A 15,965-nucleotide genomic window follows, 5' to 3' on the forward strand; every position below is an offset into this window, starting at 1 on the left:
CCACCCATCCGGTGCACCGGCGGCGCACCCACTCGGCGCACCCCACGGCGTGCCCGCCCCGGAGCCGCGGCGACCGCTGCCACCATGGCCGTATGCGTCCCGCCCCGCACCCTCTGTGTCCGGCCACGGCTGCGGCCTCGCTCGGTTCGCCTCCGGGGCGCCTCAGCCCCTGTCGACGGTCGACCGTGCTCGGACGCTCGCGCGGCGGTAGCCGCAAATCGATCGCAGCCCTCGCGGCCTCCGCGCGCTCTTCCTTTCACAGCGACATCAGCGCCTCCGGCGCGGGCGGCCGCGCCCCTTCGGCTCACTCGCCCGCGGAACCGGGCCGCGGCGCGGGCCGTCCAAGCCGTGTGCTGCTGGTGAGTCTCCGCAGAGCGGTATCGGCCGCGCTGCTGGCTGCGTCGCTGACCACCCTCTCCGCCGCCTGCGGCCAGCAGCATGCCGCCGTCAGTGCGCCCCCCAACCACCGCGCTGACGGCGGCACCCCGAGCTCCCCGCCCGGCACGCCGTACCGCCAGGGCCGCGTCGACTCCGGGCTCGCCTACTTCACGAGCGCGCCCGGCCCGGTCCGGCAGGTGCGGGCGGTGCTGCGCGGGCCGGACGAGCTGAAGGCCTTCGCCCGGCTGTTCCGGGGGCGGGAGCAGGAGATCATCGATCGGGCCGGGGCCACCGACTTCAGCCGCACCACCCTGGTCGGCTGGTCCGCGACGACGGGCTGCGCCCAGTGGCCGTCGGCGACCCTCCACCGCGCCGGTGACACCCTGAAGCCCATCGCGGGCCCGCATCCCGAGCCGCCGCCGGAGTGTTACGCGCCCTTCCATGTGATCGCCGTCTTCGAGGTGCCGAGGGACCGGCTGCCCGTGCGGCCGCGCTTCGCCGACTGACCGTCGCGCGTCACCCAGTCACTCCCGGACATCGTTCGGGCATCGCGCGACCGGTGTCATATGCCGATTGAACGAGACAGTACCGAGGCTGTTCCCCTTGGCGACTTCGATCAACTCAGATTGACGCAGCCTCACTTCCCCCATATTTTCCGGATGTTCGTGCCATACGGACCACAGCCACCCCCTCCTCGAACCGACGGAAGGAGTGCGGGTGCACGACCCGGCATTCCCCAAGGCGGCCTCCCGCCGCACCCTGCTGACCGCCGCCCTCGCGGCCGCGGCCGCCGCCTGTTCCCCACAGCGGACCTCCGCCACCCGGGAGGCCTCGCCGACCCACCGCGCCGCCGGCCCGGCCGGCGGCGCCGAACGCCGGGACCGGGAACGCGACCGCGAGCGGGCCGAGGCGCTGCTGGGCCGGATGACGCTCGACGAGAAGATCGGCCAGCTCTTCGTGGTGCGGGTCTACGGCCATTCGGCCACCTCCCCCACCCCCGCCGACGCCGCGCAGAACCGCAGGGAGACCGGTGTCGCCACCGCCGCCGAGCTGATCGCGAAGTACCACGCCGGCGGCGTCATGTACGCGGGCTGGGCGCACAACATCCGCGGCCCCCACCAGCTCGCCGCCCTCTCCAACGGCATCCAGAAGGCCGCGCTCGCGGGCCACACCCCCGTCCCCGCGCTGCTGTCCATCGACCAGGAGCACGGCATCGTCGCCCGCATCGGCGCGCCCGCCACCCTCCTCCCGGGTGCGATGGCGCTCGGCGCCGGGGGCAGCGCCGCAGACGCCCGCACCGCCGCCCGGATAGCCGGGGCCGAACTCGCGGCGCTCGGCATCCGGCAGGACTACGCGCCCGTCGCGGACGTCAACGTCGACCCGGCCAACCCCGTCATCGGCGTACGCTCCTTCGGCGCCGATCCGAAGGCCGTGGCCCGGCTGGTCGCGGCCCAGATCGAGGGCTATCAGAGCGCCGGGGTCGCTGCCACCGCAAAGCACTTCCCCGGGCACGGCGACACGTCCGTGGACAGCCATCTCGACCTCCCGCTCATCACCCACTCCCGCGCGCAGTGGGAGCGGCTGGACGCGCCGCCGTTCCGGGCCGCCATCGCGGCGGGCGTAGACGTGATCATGACGGCGCATCTGCGGTTCCCCGCGCTCGACCCCCATGACGGCCCCGCCACGCTGTCCAAGCCCATCCTCACCGGTCTGCTGCGCGGCGAACTCGGCTTCGGCGGCGTGGTGGTGACGGACTCGCTCGGCATGGCCGGGGTGCGGAAGAAGTACGGCGACGACCGGGTGCCCGTGCTGGCCCTGAAGGCGGGCGCGGACCAGCTGCTGAACCCGCCGGACCTGCCGGCCGCCTGGGCGGGCGTCCGCCGGGCCGTACGGGGCGGCGAGCTCAGCGAGGCCCGCATCGAGGAATCCGTGCTGCGCATCCTGGAACTCAAGGCGCGCCGGGGCCTGTTGGACCATCCGTACACCGGCGACGGCCAGGTCGCCCGTACGGTCGGCAGCCGCGCGCACCGCGCCGCCGCCGACCGGATCGCCGAGCGCACCACCACCCTGCTCGTCAACGACGGCCATCTGCTGCCGCTGTCCCCCCGCCGCCACCGCAGGCTGCTGGTCGTGGGCCCGGACCCGGCCGCGCCCTCCGGCACCGGCGGCCCGCCGACGGCGGTCCTCGCCCGCGCCCTGACCGCCCTCGGCTTCACCGCCGAGGCCCTGTCCATTTCCATTGGGTCTATTGGCTCTGGCGGCGGGCCCGACCCGACGACGGAGCGGATCAAGGCGGCGGTCGCGGCGGCGCGGGGACGGGACGCGGTGATCGTAGCGACGTACAACGTCGGCAAGGACTCCCGGCAGCGCACCCTCGTCTCCAGGCTCGCCGCCACGGGCGTTCCGCTGGTCCATGTGGCCCTCCGGAACCCCTATGACATCGCGTACATCGCGCGGCTGACCGGCGCCCGGGGCAGGGCCCCCGCGGCCTCCCTGGCCACCTACTCCTGGACGGATGTCGAACTGCGCGCCGCCGCCCGGGTCATCGCCGGCCGGACCGACCCGCACGGCAGGCTGCCCGTCCCCGTACGGCGCGCGGACGCCCCGCACCGGGTGCTGTACCCGGTGGGCCACGGGCTGTCGTACTGAGCCCGGTCCGAGCGACAGGTGAAGGTCAGGACAGCAGCAAGGGCATGTCCCAGCCGGACGGGGTGGCTCCCGCCGCGTAGGAATCGAGGGCCAGGGCGACGCCCGCGGCACCGTCCAGGTAGCCCGGGATATCGGAGCCGTAGGGCACCGCTGTCATGGTGAAGCGGTGCCCGAACGGCAGGTCCGGGTCGAAGGCCCTGGTCAGCTCGGAGGCCAGCTGGTCCCGGAGGACGTCGATCCGCGGGTCGCCGAGGTGTTCGTTGAGCCGGCCGAGTTGGTGCAGGGCGCCTGCCCAGCCGTGGCACAGGGCGTGATCGTGGATGCCCCAGTCGTGCACGGGCAGGGTCAGCAGCCGCTCCACCGACGCTCGCGACAGGGCTGTCCAGTCCGGCCGGCCCAGTGCCAGTCCGGCCAGTTGCAGGGCGCGCGAGACACCGGGTGCGCCGTAGCACCACGACGGCCATCCGGCGGGTTCGCCGTACTCCTCCGGGCCGGCCAGCCACTGGGCGAGGCTGAGGTGAGGGGGCCAGAAGGAGCCGTGCCTGTCTTTGACCGCCCACCGCGTCAGGAGGTCAGCCGTGGACTCGATGGCCTCTCGCTGATCCGGGCGCCTGACGCCCTGCTGCCAGGCGAGGGACATCAGCGCGAGAGGGCCCGCGACGCCGTGTGAGATGCCGAGGTTGAGGTGGCCGCCGGGAAACGCGGCCTCAGAGCCGATACGTGGCGCGTCCAGAGCCCACCACCGGGGCACCTGGTGCCCGCGGTGTCCGACTGTCCCGCGCGACAGGCGGATCAAGTAGTCGAGGACGCTTTCGAGCGCCTGGCCGCAGCTCTCGACGCGGGCGAGAAGGTAGCGGCCGACTCCGGTCAGACCGCGGACCACCTCGTAGTGGCCGATGCTGGGAAGTGGGGCATCGTCCCAGGCCGCGGGCAGTACTGTGCCCACCAGATCGCGCTGATACGCGTCGAGACGCTGGAGCGCGGAGACATAGCCGCCGGTGCTGCGATGGGCGAGCAGCACCGCGAAGGCCAGTGCTCCCGGCCCCTTGAAGATGCCGCTCGGGGCGACGGTCCCGGAGGCCACGGCCCGTGTCGCCACTCCCAGGTAGGCATGCGCCCGGGGCGCCTGTTCGGCCGCGCGGTGGCTCACTCCGCTGAACGCGATGGACAGGCCGGGGCTTCCGCTGCCGAGGGTCAGCTCGGCCCAGACGCTTTCGGGGACGCCGTCGTCCGCCGCCTCGGCAGGGATGCGGGTGGCGGCCATGGTGGCGGCGGGGTCGGCCAGCCGGTCGAGGATCTGGGCGGAGACGGCCAGCGCACGGTCATGTACGGCGGCACGGTCACGTACGGGGAGCATGAGCCCTCCTGCCGATGTGGGCGCGGGCCACGCCGCGCAGTACGGCGTATCCGCGGGCCTCCGCCGCCGGACCGACGCCGAACAGGCGGTTGTGCCGCATGTGGAGGAGGGAGAGCACCGCCTCGTCACGGTCGGCGGGCGAAGCGGCCAGGATCAGGCGGCCGTAGGCGCGCGGCTCCGGTGTCCCGGTCCATAGTCGCGCGAGCTCCGGGGACGCCAGTTCCTGGGCGGCCAGGCGGGCGGTCTCGCCGGTCTCGCCGGGGCGGATCAGGCGGTGGGCCGACGACCGATGCCTTTGGTAAGCGTCGTGTTCCGGTCCTTTGGTGAACATACGGTCCACCCAGGCGCACCAGTCCCAGTCCCCCAGGGAGTCCAGCAGGACGGCGTGCCCCAGAGCGGCCAGCACGTCGTCGGGCATGGCCGACGCGCCCGCCCCGCGCGCACGCAGCTGCAGCAGCGCGGAGAGGCTGTCGGTCTGGAACAGCCGCTCGGCCGCCTCCTGGGAGGAGTCGCCGCCGTAACGGTCGGTCTCGGGTCGGTACACGTCCAGGGCCATGGTGCGCAGGGCACCGGAACCGATCGCAGCGCGGATGTGGCGGCTGAGAACGGGCAGGACACGACCGTTCAACACATCCGGATCCCCATGGAAACGCAGCCGCAGATGCGGCTCGGGGTCCCGGTAGCGCAGGAAGAACCACCGGTCGATGTCCTTCTCGACGTCCGAGAGCCACTGCGGCAGGTGGCCGGTCAACAGGGCGTCGTGAGCCACCGGTTCGGCGTACAGCTTGACGAACAGCCAGTCCTCGCCGGGCAGGTGGACCCGGGTCGGGGCACGCCGGACCGGCGTGGGGGCGGACGGTGCGGAGGAACGGCGGGTCTCGGAGGTGCGCACCAAAGGCACCACGATCTCGGTGTTGTGTCCCGCGTTCCAGCCGAGGTGCGCACCGTCGGCGGTGATGTCCTCGTACAGGACGAAGCGGGGCCGCTCCGCGGTCAGTTCGGAGCGCAGCAGGTCCTGGTCCCATGGGTCGCGCAGGTCGATCGGGTACATCTGATCGTTTCTGGCGATCTGCACACGGTCGGGCACCACAAGGCGCCGCCGCCACTCGCGCAGCCCCTCCTGCCACGCGGATCCGCCCTGCGCGCGGGCGGCGTCGCGCAGCCGTCGACCCGGCAGCCAGCGGCGGGGGGCCGCCAGGACCCGGCCGTAGCGAACCCGGGGCAGATAGGGAAGGACGTACAGGCCGGCCCAGTCCCAGCCGGACCATACGCGGGGACGGGCCGCGGCCAGATCCGCCAGGAATCGGGCCACCGGGGGCGCCTGGGCGTCGAGCGCCAGCATGTGCGGAAACACCGGTTCGACCTGGCGGCCGGTGGGTTCGTGCAGCAGTCTCAGCCCGTCCGCGCCGGCCGCCACCAGCAAGGTGCGCCAGTCCAGGCAGTGGGGGTCACCGCGGTCGTCGGCGACACCGATGGGGATGCGGTACGCGAGCAGGCGCGGCACCTGGACGATGTTGAGCGAACGAGGGTCGGTGGGCGCCACGTCCACCTGCGCCCGCAGGCTGTCGGAGCCGGCGGAGTACGAGACGAGGTGGGCCAGTTCCTCGGTGAGGCCGGTGGTGGCGGCGAACCGGCCCGCGGTGGCGCCGGCCGTCCAGGAGCCGATGTGCGGGCTGCCGAGGAGCTGGAAGTCTCCCCGGTCCAGGGCGTCCAGGCTGTCCGCGAGAATCTGGAAGCACAGTTCGAGGGTGCGCGGCGGCCTGGTGTCGGGGTCGTGTCCCACGGCAGTGGCCAGACGTTCCACGTCGTCGTCGGTGAGTTCGATGTCGGTTCCGGCGAGGACGGCCTGCTGGACGAGCTCCGCGATCACACCACGGCGCGGGCCGTCGGCCTCCTCACCCGGTCCGGTACGCGGATGGACGGGCGGCTCCGCGTACTCGGGCGGCAGCCCAAGACCGCGGTGCGGGTCGACGAGATCGGCGAGGGGCACGGCCGACGCGGTTCCGTACCGCTCGATGAAACGGTCCCGGTAGTCCCGCATGTACTCGAGCGTCGTCCACTCGGGCGTCATCGCCCAGATCGCGGCGGCGTAGCGGCGCACCTCCTCACCGACCGGGTGCGGGACGACGAAGTCGGCGGGCATCCGCAGATCGACGTGGACCGGTGGCCGCTGGTGCCCGTCACCGCTCTCCCCGGATGCGTCGAGGCGGCGGACCCGGTCGAGAAGCGCCTGCCAGGAGGCGAGTCCCGCGCCGGGAGGGTCCTGTTCATGAACGGCGGCCGCCGAGCGGACCGAGCGCAGTCCCGCGGCCGCGTCGGGAAGAGTGTCCTGGAGCGCGGCCTCGATCCGGTCGAGGAGTTCGTCGTCGATGCGGTGCGGGGTCAGCGAGGTGAACAGGAGGCCGTGCTGGACGAGACCGCCGAGTTGGGCGTCCAGGCGCTCCGGGCCGAGTGTGGGGAAGCGGCGGGACAGCTCGTCGGACAGGGCGGCGTAGGGGACGGGACTGGCGGTGAGTTCGCGCACCGCGGCGACCAGCGCGTTGTCGCGGACCGAGGTCTGCCGCTCGCCGGTGCGCAGCGTCAGCCGGCCGTCCCGGAGGACACACAGGTCGTTGAGGACGACATCCACCCGACGGCACACCCGGGGGTCGGCCAGCCAGGCCATCACGCGGCGGTGCAGCCAGGCGCCGTCAAGACGGACCGACACCTCGCCAGGGCCCGCGGGCCCCGCCTTGGCAGCGGGGCCGAAGCGGGCCCTGCCCACTCCCGCGAAGAGCCCGAAGGGGGTGGGGCGTCCACCGGACCGCCGCGCGTACCGGGTGAGGGTCCGGGCGGCGCTCAGGGTGCGCTTGCGGCCGTAGGCCGCCGCCTCCTCGTCGTCGCCGAGGTGCCGGAGGCTGAGGGCCAGGCTGCCGCTGGCGACGTGGACGGCCTGCTGGAGCAGGGGGTCGGCGGCCAGGCTGCGGATGCCGGGCACGGGGTCATCGGCGTTGATCACGACCTCGGCGCGGGCTGCCATGTGGCGGGGTCGGCTCGCGATCCGCACCAGCACCGGTTCACGTACCTCGAAGAGTTCGAACTCCGGTCGCACGATTCTGTTTCCTCGCCTCGCCTGGGATACAGAAAGCGGGGCAGGCCCTGCCTGCCCCGCCCGGTGGTCCGGCCCCTGCTAGCAGCAGATGGGACAGCGAGTGCCGATCGCGTAGCTGCTCGGCGAGGTGTAGGTACCCTGCCCGAACTGCTCCGTCCCCTCCGGAAGGTCGGAGACGCGCAGGTCGAGGTCGAGGTCGAGGTCAAGGTCGTCGTTCTGAAGAACAATCTCAGTGCGCATGCTTCTCCCTGGTCGGTCAAAGTGCACGGACTGGAACTCGCCGAAGCGCTTGTTCTCCTCGGCAGGCACTACTTTCACCCTCGGGTCGCCCATCAGGGAGTCGATTTTCAGCCATGATCTGCAGGGCTGACTCGGCTGCCACTAAGGCCGCAGGGCCGGTTCGCGCTCCATGTCCCGGCGATCGAGCCGCGCGTCGTACGAGGCCAGCGGCTTCGCCGCGGGCTCGACTCCGGCCCAGCGCTGCACCGCGGCCGTGGCCTTGGCCTTCTCGTCGGCCGCGAGCTGGCCGATGTTCGAGCCGTGGTTGCCGCCCGCGACGGTGTAGACGTAGGAGTCCCGGGAGCCCTTGCCGAGCCGGAACCGCTCCGCGCCCCACGGGTCGTTCTGCCCGTACACGAACAGCATCCGCCGCGCGTCGTGCCGCACCCAGCTGTCGATGTCCCGCATCGCGTTCGGCCGGAACCGCATCGGGATCTCCCGGGGGACGTAGCTGCGCGGGGTGTAGATGCCCGGGTAGCGCAGCAGCCCGTCCAGGTGCGGGGTGTCGAAGGTGGGCGAGCCCAGTTCGGTGCCCGCCTGGTAGTAGTACGGCGTGTAGGTCTCCAGACCCTGGTCGGTGTAGGCGGCGAAGCCGGAGATGTCGTCGATGAAGGCGTACAGCTCATCGGTCGAGGCGGTCGGCGCGGGCACGTCGGCGCACTCGCTCACCAGGTGGTACTGCCAGAAGGCCCACACCAGGTCGAGGACGACGTTCTCGTACGCCTTGTCCGCGCTGCCGACGACCGTGAAGGTCTGGCCCTCGTCGTCCGCCCACTTCTGGTAGCGGGCGACGATCTCGTCGCGCCGCACCAGGGCCTCGCGCTGCACCGCGTTCAGCTTGGTGCGGCACTCGGGCGTGCCGACGGAGGCGAAGAAGCGGTCGTAGGCCGAATCCTCCTTGTTCACCACGTCGTTGGGCGCGACGTAGGCGACGGTGGCGTCCATGTCGCCCGGGTAGAAGCGGCGGTAGTACGTCGCCGTCATACCGCCCTTGCTGCCGCCCGTGGCCAGCCACCGCTTGCCGTAGACCGGCTTCAGGGCCCGGTAGAGGCGGTGCTGGTCGCTGGCCGCCTGCCAGATGTCGAGCTTGGACCAGTCGGCGGGCTGGGGCCGGGACGGGGTGAAGAAGCGGTACTCCAGCGACACCTGGTTGCCGTCGACGATCTGGGTCGGCTCGCTGCGCCGCGGGCTGGTGTTGACGTTGTAGCCGGAGGTGAAGAACACCGTGGGCCGGTCGGTGGACTTGTGCAGCAGGGTGAACCGCTGCTTGAAGGTGCCCTTGGACGGGTGCCGGTGGTCGATCGGCTGGGTGTAGGTCAGCACGAGGAAGCGATAGCCGTCATAGGGCTTCTCCTCGACGAAGCTCATCCCCGGTATCGCGAGTATTCGGTCCTTGATGTCCGGCTCCGCGGTGGCCGGTTTCGCGGTGGTCGGCGCCGTGCTGGTCGGTGCAGCGGTCGCGCTGCCGACGCCCGCGCCGACCGCCCCGACGAGCATCACGAGCGCCAGCAGCCATCTGAGTGCCTTGGCCATTCGCCCTCCCCTTCGGTTCGTACAGATTCAGTTCGCGCGGAATCAGTTCGTACAAATTCCGTTCGCGCAGATCGCCGAGAACCTATCGGGGCACAGGTGAGGCCACCAGACCGGCCAACTGGGGCCCGAATACGGAGAGTTATGGGCTCCGCCCTCTTTCGTAGCGGGCTGTGATGGCTCATCCTGCCTACATGGACCGAGACGAACGGCACGACCGGAGCGAACGGGCCGAGCGGCTGACGCAGTATCTGACCGAATTGCAGGAACGAATCGATCCGCGCTCGCTGGAGTTGCTGATGCGGCTGCTGCGCGAGCTGAGCACCTCACCGGCCGTCCGCGGGGGGACGTACGAACTCGGCATGGGGCCGGAGGAAAAGGAGCTGTTCACCCCCGCTCTGCAGGCGGAACTGCTGGTGCTGTTCGGCCTGCTCACCTCCCAGGACGAACGGGTGGTCGTGGACCTCGGCGACAGCCCGCACGCCAAGGGCATGAAGGTCCTGGTCCCCCAGGACCGGGCGGACGACCCCGACTTCCTGCAGCGCCACAAAAAGCGGGTCGCCGCCGAGGCGGAGCAGCGGGAACGGGACAGGCGCGAGGTGGAGGGGATAGCCAGGGCAAGCGGCATGGAACCGTGATGTAACGATGGGTAACATCAGTTGAGTGCCGAGAGTCACCACGGGGGTCACGGGCGCAGGCACAAGGCCCGGCCGGACCGGTGCGCAGCACGGCACACCCTCCCGGCCGGACGACGCATCCGGCGCCCGCCCGCCGTCAGCCGACGGCCGTCGGCGCCGTCTCCCCCGTGTAGGCGTGCCCCGTGAAGGTGCGCCACAGCTCGGCGTACCGCCCCTCGCGGGCCACCAACTCCTCATGCGTACCGTCCTCGACGACCCGCCCGTGGTCCAGGACCACCACCCGGTCCGCACGGGCCGCGGTCGTCAGCCGGTGCGCGACGACCAGCGTGGTGCGCCTGCCCGCCAGGCGGTCCGTGGCCTGGTTCACCAGGGCCTCGGTGGCCAGGTCGAGCGCGGCCGTGGCCTCGTCGAGCAGCAGGATGTCCGGGCCGACCAGTTCGGCACGGGCCAGCGCGATGAGCTGTCGCTGCCCGGCGGACAGATTACGTCCGCGTTCGGTGACCTCGTGCAGATAGCCGCCGTCGAGGGAGGCCACCATGGCGTGGGCGCCGACCGCCCGGGCCGCCGCCTCCACCTCGGCGTCGCTCGCGTCCGGGCGCCCGTACGCGATGGCGTCGCGCACCGTCCCGGGGAACAGATACGGCTCCTGCGGCACCACGCCCAGGCGGTTGCGGTACGCGGTGAGGTCGAGCTCGCGCAGATCGGTGCCGTCCACCCGCACGGCCCCCGAAGAGGGGTCGTAGAACCGCGCGACCAGCTTGACGAGCGTGGACTTGCCCGCGCCCGTCTCGCCCACGAAGGCGACGGTCTGTCCGGCGGGGATCGTCAGGTCGACGCCCGCCAGCGCCTCCACAGCGTCCGCGCCGTTCGCGCCGTCCACACCGTGTCCCCCGTATCCGAAGCGCACCCCGTCGAAGGCCACCTCCCCGCGCAGCGCCCGCACCTCGCGCGGCGCCTCGGCGAGCGGGGTCTTCGTCGGCTCGCGCAGCAGCTCCTGGATGCGGCGCAGCGAGACGGTCGCCTGCTGATAGCCGTCGAAGACCTGGGAGAGCTGCTGGACGGGGGCGAAGAACAGGTCGATGTACAGGAGGTAGGCGACCAGCGCGCCCGCCGTCAGCGTGTTCTCGCCGACCCGCCCGGCGCCGACGATCAACACCAGCGCGGCCGCGACGGAGGACAGCAGCTGGACGAAGGGGAAGTACACCGAGATCAGCCACTGGCCGCGCACCCGCGCCTGACGGTACGAGTCGCTGCGCCCCGCGAACCGCTCCCGGCCCGCCCGCTCGCGCCGGAATGCCTGCACGATACGCAGCCCGGCCACGCTCTCCTGCAGATCGGCGTTGACCACGCTGACCCGCTCACGCGCCAGCTCGTACGCCTTGACGCTCTGGCGCCGGAAGAAGAACGTCCCGATGATCAGCAGCGGCAGCGAGGCGAACACCACCAGCGCCAGCTGGACGTCGATGATCAGCAGCGCGACCAGGATGCCGAAGAAGGTCAGCACGCTGACGACGGCGGTGACCAGACCGGTCTGGAGGAAGGTCGACAGCGCGTCCACGTCCGTGGTCATCCGGGTCATGATCTTGCCGGTCAGCTCGCGCTCGTAGTAGTCGAGCCCGAGCCGCTGCAGCTGAGCGAAGATCTTCACGCGCAGCGCGTACAGCACGCGCTCACCGGTCCGCCCGGTCATCCGCGTCTCGCCGATCTGCGCCGCCCACTGCGCGAGGACGATCACGAGCGCCAGCGCGGAGGCGGCCCACACCGCGCCCAGCGCCATCCGCTGGACGCCCTGGTCGATGCCGTGCCGGATGAGCACCGGCAGCAGCAGCCCGGCCAGCGCGTCGACCGTCACCAGCGCAAGGCTGACCGCGAGCGGCGCCCCGAACCCGCGCAGCAGTTGCCGCAGCCCGTACGCCCGCTCGGGGCGCGCGGCCCGCTCCTCGTCGACGTCGGGGGTGTCGGTGGCGGGCGGCAGGGCGGCGACCTTGGCCAGCAGATCGGGGGTGGCGGGCATCCCGGCGAGCGCCCCGGCCATGCCCGGGCCGGGGGCGGCGGGGGCTCCGCCGCTGACCCGGTCGCGGTCCGCGCCGTTGTCGTCTGTCGTGTCGCGCCGCACCCACAGCTCGGGGGTCACGCCGTCGACGACGCGCGGGGGCTTCGCGTCGTGCGGCCGGGCCTCCCCGTCGGGCGTGCCGCCGTCCGCGGCGCGGGCGACGGCGGACGCCGGATGCGGTCCCTCCGGCTCGGCCGCGGAGCTGTGCTCCGCGCCGGGCCGGCCGTCCCTCCGCGCCAGGCTGCTGCTGATGACCGCGCGGGCCACAGCGCGGTCCGCTCCGGCGGCCCAGCTGTCGGCCTCGGCCGCTCGGTCGCCGTCGCGGAGCGATGTGTCGGGCGCGCCGTCCAGCCCCGGCACGGCGAGCCCGGAGGCTGAAGCCTCCCCGCCGAAGGCCCCGGCGAGCGCGCCCGCGCCGACGAGGCCGCCCGCGGGGCCACCCACCGCGTCCTCCGCATCCGCCGCGGAGCGGCCCGTGCCGTCGCCACCCGCCGCACTGCCCGCCGGGTCGCGGGTGATGCCGCTCAGCTCGTCCGGATCTGTCAGCAGCCGCCGGTACAGGGCGCTGCGCTCGCTCAGCTCCTCGTGGGTGCCGACGTCGGCGAGTCGGCCGCGGTCGAGTACGGCGATGCGGTCGGCGAGGGCGAGGGTGGACAGGCGGTGGGCGATGAGCAGGGTCGTACGCCCCGCCATGACGCTGCGCAGCGCCTCATGGATCTCGTGCTCGACGCGCGCGTCCACCGCCGAGGTGGCGTCGTCCAGGACGAGCAGCCGCGGGTCGGTGAGGATGGCGCGGGCCAGGGCGACACGCTGGCGCTGGCCGCCGGAGAGGGTCAGGCCCTGCTCGCCGACCTCGGTGTCGTAGCCGTCGGGGAGCGCGGAGATGAAGCCGTCGGCCTGGGCGGCGCGGGCCGCGGCGCGGATCTGCTCGTCGGTGGCGTCCGGCGCCCCGTACGCGATGTTGGCGCGCACCGTGTCGGAGAACAGGAAGCTGTCCTCCGGCACCAGCCCGATCGCGGCGCGCAGCGATTCGTACGTCAGCTCGCGCACATCGTGGCCGCCGATCCGCACCGCGCCCGCCGACACGTCGTAGAAGCGGGGCAGCAGCAGCGAGAGCGTCGACTTGCCGCTGCCGGACGCGCCGACGACCGCGAGCGTCTCGCCGGGCTCGATCCGCAGGGACAGATCGTCGAGGACGGGGCGGTCGGGGTCGTAGCCGAAGGTGACATGGTCGAACTCGACGGTCGCGGGCGCGTCGGCCGGCAGCTCCCGGGCGTCGGCGCGCTCCTCGATGGCGGGCTCGGTGTCGATCAGCTCGAAGACCCGCTCCACACCGGCCCGCGCCTGCTGTCCGACCGTGAGCACCATCGTGAGCATCCGGACCGGCCCGACCAGCTGTGCGAGGTAGGTCGAGAAGGCGACGAAGGTGCCGAGCGTGACCTGGCCGCGAGTGGCCATCCAGCCGCCCAGCGCCAGCATGGCGACCTGGCCGAGGGCGGGTACGGCCTGGAGGGCGGGGGTGTAGCGGGAGTTCAGGCGCACGGTCCGCAGCCGGGCGGCGAACAGCCGGCGGCTGACCTCGCGCAGCTTCCCGGTCTCCTGCTCCTCCTGCCCGAACCCCTTGACCACCCGCACCCCGGTGACCGCCCCGTCCACGACCCCGGCGACGGCCGCCGCCTCCCCCTGCGCGTACCAGGTGGCGGGGAACAGGCGGGTGCGGCTGCGCGAGGCGAGGATCCACAGGGCGGGGGCGAGGGCGAGCGCGATGACGGTGAGCAGCGGCGAGAGCGCCGCCATCACGATCAGCGAGATCACAAAGAGCAGAACGTTGCCGATCATCATCGGCACCATGAACAGCAGCCCCTGGATGAGCTGGAGATCGCTGGTGGCCCTACCGACGACCTGCCCGGTGCTCAGCTCGTCCTGCCGCTTGCCGTCGAACCGGGAGATCGCCGCGAACATCTCGGTGCGCAGATCGTGCTGTACGTCCAGCGCGAGCCGGCCGCCGTAGTAGCGCCTGATGAAGGTGAGGCCGTAGACGACGACCGCGGCGACGACCAGCAGGGTGGCCCACGGGGCGAGCGAGCGGTCGTGCTTGACGATCACATCGTCGATGATCAGCTTCGTGACGAGCGGCACCAGCGCCGTCACGGCCATCCCGCCGAGCGAGGCGCCGAGGGCCAGCAGCACGTCACGCCGGTACCGCCAGCAGTAGCGGATCAGCCGCCGCGCCCAGCCGTCCTGCCGTGTCTCGGCCTGCCGCCCATCCCCATGACGTATGCCTGCCTCGTCCGCCATCGCGTCCGCCACCCGTGACCTCCCGGTCTGCCTTTGCTACCGGAAGGCACCAACGCTCTGGTGTGCGGATTTCATCCTGCCGCAACAAAACGGGGCCAGGGGCTCGGCCCCTGGACCCCGCCGTGACCTGGGGATTCCGCCCTTCAGGAGCCGCTGCTCGGCAGCCGGACCGTCAGCGCGTACAGGCGGGTGATCTGGTTCACGTTCGCGTTGTCGTCGCTGACGAGCAGAAGGGTCAGCTCGTCATCGGAGGGGTGGTCGATGATGGTCATGCCCTCGATGTTGTCGAGCAGCTTGTTGTGCTGGGGCTGCTTGGCGGGCGCGCCGAGGTCGGGGCATGTGACGAGATCGGCGAGCAGGGTCTTCTTCACGAGGTGGGCCGCCCCGGGCAGGTTCTCGACGTCGGTGACGTCGCTCGCCTGGCTCGGATCGGCGAGGTAGAGGCGGACGGTGTTGCCGCTCGGAGAATGGCCGCGTTCGAGGACGAGGAGACGGCCGTCGGGGGTCGCGGCGATCTCGGAGATACCGAGGTCCTTGTTCGCGTTGTCGGGATTCTTGTCGACCGCGTAGCCGTACTGCTTGCTGATCTTGAAGTCCTTCGCGGCCTGGCCCTGCTCCCGATGCCAGCTCTGCAACCGCACCAGCGTATGCCCCGCGGTGTCCTTGCCGTCCCCTTCCAGCGGCCCCTCCATGGAGGCGATGAGGGTGTGGCCCCCGGGCTGGAGGGTCAGCCCTTCGAGGGTCAGATTCCTGTCGGGGGCCCGCCCGGCGGGCTTCACCAGCAGCCTCTTGGGCATGTCCAGCTTGACGGGATTCTTGCCGGACTCGTCGTAGAGCCGGATGGACGGCTCGATCTCGGAGGTGACCAGGCGGGTCTTGTCGCTGTCGATCACCAGGGCCTCGGAGTCGAGCGAGGGATATCCCTGCTCGTCCCTGAGATCGGTCACCGCGCCCGGCTTCAGATCGGGCTCCATGTCCAGGCGGAACAGCAGGGACCGGTCGGAGAGCGCGGCGATGGAGCCGTCGGCGTCGACGGCGAGGCCGGAGAGGTTTCCGACGTACCTCTTCCGGAAGAGGGTCGCGTCGAGGTCGTCGGAGAAGGCATCGACATCCACGTTGTCCGAGCACTTGTGGTCGTCGTACTGGGCGCGGGCGGTCGCACTGCCACCCGCGACGCCCAGGGAGCCGCAGAGCGCGAGGGCGGCGGTGGCGGTGGCGAGTGCGATACGGAGATGGCGGCGCATGGGCGTTCCTCTTCGATGGAAAGCGGCCTGAACCGCGCGGCTGAGTTTGCCGACGCGGCTCGGGACGCTAATTCGCCCACCTGGAGCCCGAGTTGAGCGCCGTACTAGGCCGCGGCACCCGCCGCCTCCGGTGCGACCTCCTCTGCGAGCGTGACCTCCGCGCACCGTCCGGCCAGCTCGCCCAAGGGCAGCCCGAGGACGCCGGCCAGGGCGGCGACGGTGAAGAAGGCGGGGGTCGGGGCCCGGCCCGTCTCGATCTTGCGGAGGGTTTCGGCGGAGATCCCGGCCGCGGCGGCGACCTCGGCCATGCTGCGTTCGCCGCGGGCCTGGCGGAGGAGGAGGCCGAGGTACCGGCCGCGTTCGCGTTCCAGCGGGGTGAGAGGGGTGCGCACCATGACCGTGATACTAATACCGGTATAAGAATTGGGTCGAGGGACCTCGCCGCATC

10 protein-coding genes are annotated in these 15,965 nt (G+C 72.1%); 3 read left to right on the plus strand and 7 right to left on the minus strand.

Annotation, left to right across the window (positions count from 1 at the left end; all coding sequences use genetic code 11):
* Positions 1-359 precede the first annotated feature (359 nt).
* Together ACH4U7_RS20245 and ACH4U7_RS20250 are read left to right on the plus strand one after the other, a co-directional pair.
* Entirely contained in the window at positions 360-884 is a 525-nt protein-coding gene (locus ACH4U7_RS20245; RefSeq protein WP_398529239.1) for a hypothetical protein, read from the plus strand.
* Positions 885-1,095: 211 nt separating this feature from the next.
* A complete protein-coding gene (locus ACH4U7_RS20250) occupies positions 1,096-3,027 on the plus strand; it encodes a glycoside hydrolase family 3 protein (protein WP_398529240.1) in 1,932 nt (643 codons plus the stop codon).
* A gap of 25 nt (positions 3,028-3,052) precedes the next feature.
* Here the strand turns inward: ACH4U7_RS20250 and ACH4U7_RS20255 are convergent, their stop codons facing one another.
* The 4 genes from ACH4U7_RS20255 to ACH4U7_RS20270 all read right to left on the minus strand — a co-directional run bounded on the left by ACH4U7_RS20255 (position 3,053) and on the right by ACH4U7_RS20270 (position 9,287).
* Positions 3,053-4,384 carry a lanthionine synthetase C family protein gene (locus ACH4U7_RS20255; RefSeq protein ID WP_398529241.1) on the minus strand — a complete coding sequence of 444 codons (1,332 nt, stop codon included), beginning with the start codon at positions 4,382-4,384 and terminating at the stop codon, positions 3,053-3,055.
* On the minus strand, positions 4,368-7,403 hold the full coding sequence (locus tag ACH4U7_RS20260) for a lantibiotic dehydratase (RefSeq protein ID WP_398529422.1): 3,036 nt from the start codon (positions 7,401-7,403) through the stop codon (positions 4,368-4,370). The genes ACH4U7_RS20255 and ACH4U7_RS20260 overlap by 17 nt, the downstream gene beginning before the upstream one ends.
* A gap of 150 nt (positions 7,404-7,553) precedes the next feature.
* Positions 7,554-7,715 carry an SCO0268 family class II lanthipeptide gene (gene lanA, locus ACH4U7_RS20265; protein WP_385611074.1) on the minus strand — a complete coding sequence of 54 codons (162 nt, stop codon included), beginning with the start codon at positions 7,713-7,715 and terminating at the stop codon, positions 7,554-7,556.
* A 141-nt stretch (positions 7,716-7,856) separates the two neighbouring features.
* Entirely contained in the window at positions 7,857-9,287 is a 1,431-nt protein-coding gene (locus tag ACH4U7_RS20270; protein ID WP_398529242.1) for a S28 family serine protease, read from the minus strand.
* Positions 9,288-9,478: 191 nt separating this feature from the next.
* Between ACH4U7_RS20270 and ACH4U7_RS20275 the strand changes: the two genes are divergently transcribed.
* Positions 9,479-9,922 carry a hypothetical protein gene (locus tag ACH4U7_RS20275; protein WP_385611078.1) on the plus strand — a complete coding sequence of 148 codons (444 nt, stop codon included), beginning with the start codon at positions 9,479-9,481 and terminating at the stop codon, positions 9,920-9,922.
* Between the two features lie 136 nt (positions 9,923-10,058).
* On the opposite strand, the gene ACH4U7_RS20280 is transcribed toward ACH4U7_RS20275, so the two are convergent.
* The 3 genes from ACH4U7_RS20280 to ACH4U7_RS20290 all read right to left on the minus strand — a co-directional run bounded on the left by ACH4U7_RS20280 (position 10,059) and on the right by ACH4U7_RS20290 (position 15,912).
* Complete coding sequence (locus ACH4U7_RS20280; protein WP_398529423.1) at positions 10,059-14,273, minus strand: ABC transporter ATP-binding protein; 4,215 nt, start codon at positions 14,271-14,273, stop codon at positions 10,059-10,061.
* A 143-nt stretch (positions 14,274-14,416) separates the two neighbouring features.
* Positions 14,417-15,517, minus strand: a complete 1,101-nt coding sequence (locus ACH4U7_RS20285; protein ID WP_398529243.1) for an esterase-like activity of phytase family protein — start codon at positions 15,515-15,517, stop codon at positions 14,417-14,419.
* 104 nt (positions 15,518-15,621) lie between these two features.
* Entirely contained in the window at positions 15,622-15,912 is a 291-nt protein-coding gene (locus ACH4U7_RS20290; RefSeq protein WP_398529244.1) for a helix-turn-helix domain-containing protein, read from the minus strand.
* Positions 15,913-15,965 lie beyond the last annotated feature (53 nt).

Origin of the sequence: Streptomyces sp. NPDC020845 (genome assembly GCF_044334165.1) — a bacterium.
Lineage (GTDB): Bacteria > Actinomycetota > Actinomycetes > Streptomycetales > Streptomycetaceae > Streptomyces.

Bases quoted from the DNA above. Each gene is read 5' to 3' on its own strand.
- ACH4U7_RS20275 (WP_385611078.1), top strand. From the start codon at position 9,479: ATGGACCGAGACGAACGGCACGACCGGAGCGAACGGGCCGAGCGGCTG.
- ACH4U7_RS20280 (WP_398529423.1), bottom strand. From the start codon at position 14,273: ATGGCGGACGAGGCAGGCATACGTCATGGGGATGGGCGGCAGGCCGAG.
- ACH4U7_RS20290 (WP_398529244.1), bottom strand. From the start codon at position 15,912: ATGGTGCGCACCCCTCTCACCCCGCTGGAACGCGAACGCGGCCGGTAC.
- ACH4U7_RS20270 (WP_398529242.1), bottom strand. From the start codon at position 9,287: ATGGCCAAGGCACTCAGATGGCTGCTGGCGCTCGTGATGCTCGTCGGG.
- ACH4U7_RS20285 (WP_398529243.1), bottom strand. From the start codon at position 15,517: ATGCGCCGCCATCTCCGTATCGCACTCGCCACCGCCACCGCCGCCCTC.
- ACH4U7_RS20255 (WP_398529241.1), bottom strand. From the start codon at position 4,384: ATGCTCCCCGTACGTGACCGTGCCGCCGTACATGACCGTGCGCTGGCC.
- ACH4U7_RS20260 (WP_398529422.1), bottom strand. From the start codon at position 7,403: ATGGCAGCCCGCGCCGAGGTCGTGATCAACGCCGATGACCCCGTGCCC.
- lanA (WP_385611074.1), bottom strand. From the start codon at position 7,715: ATGCGCACTGAGATTGTTCTTCAGAACGACGACCTTGACCTCGACCTC.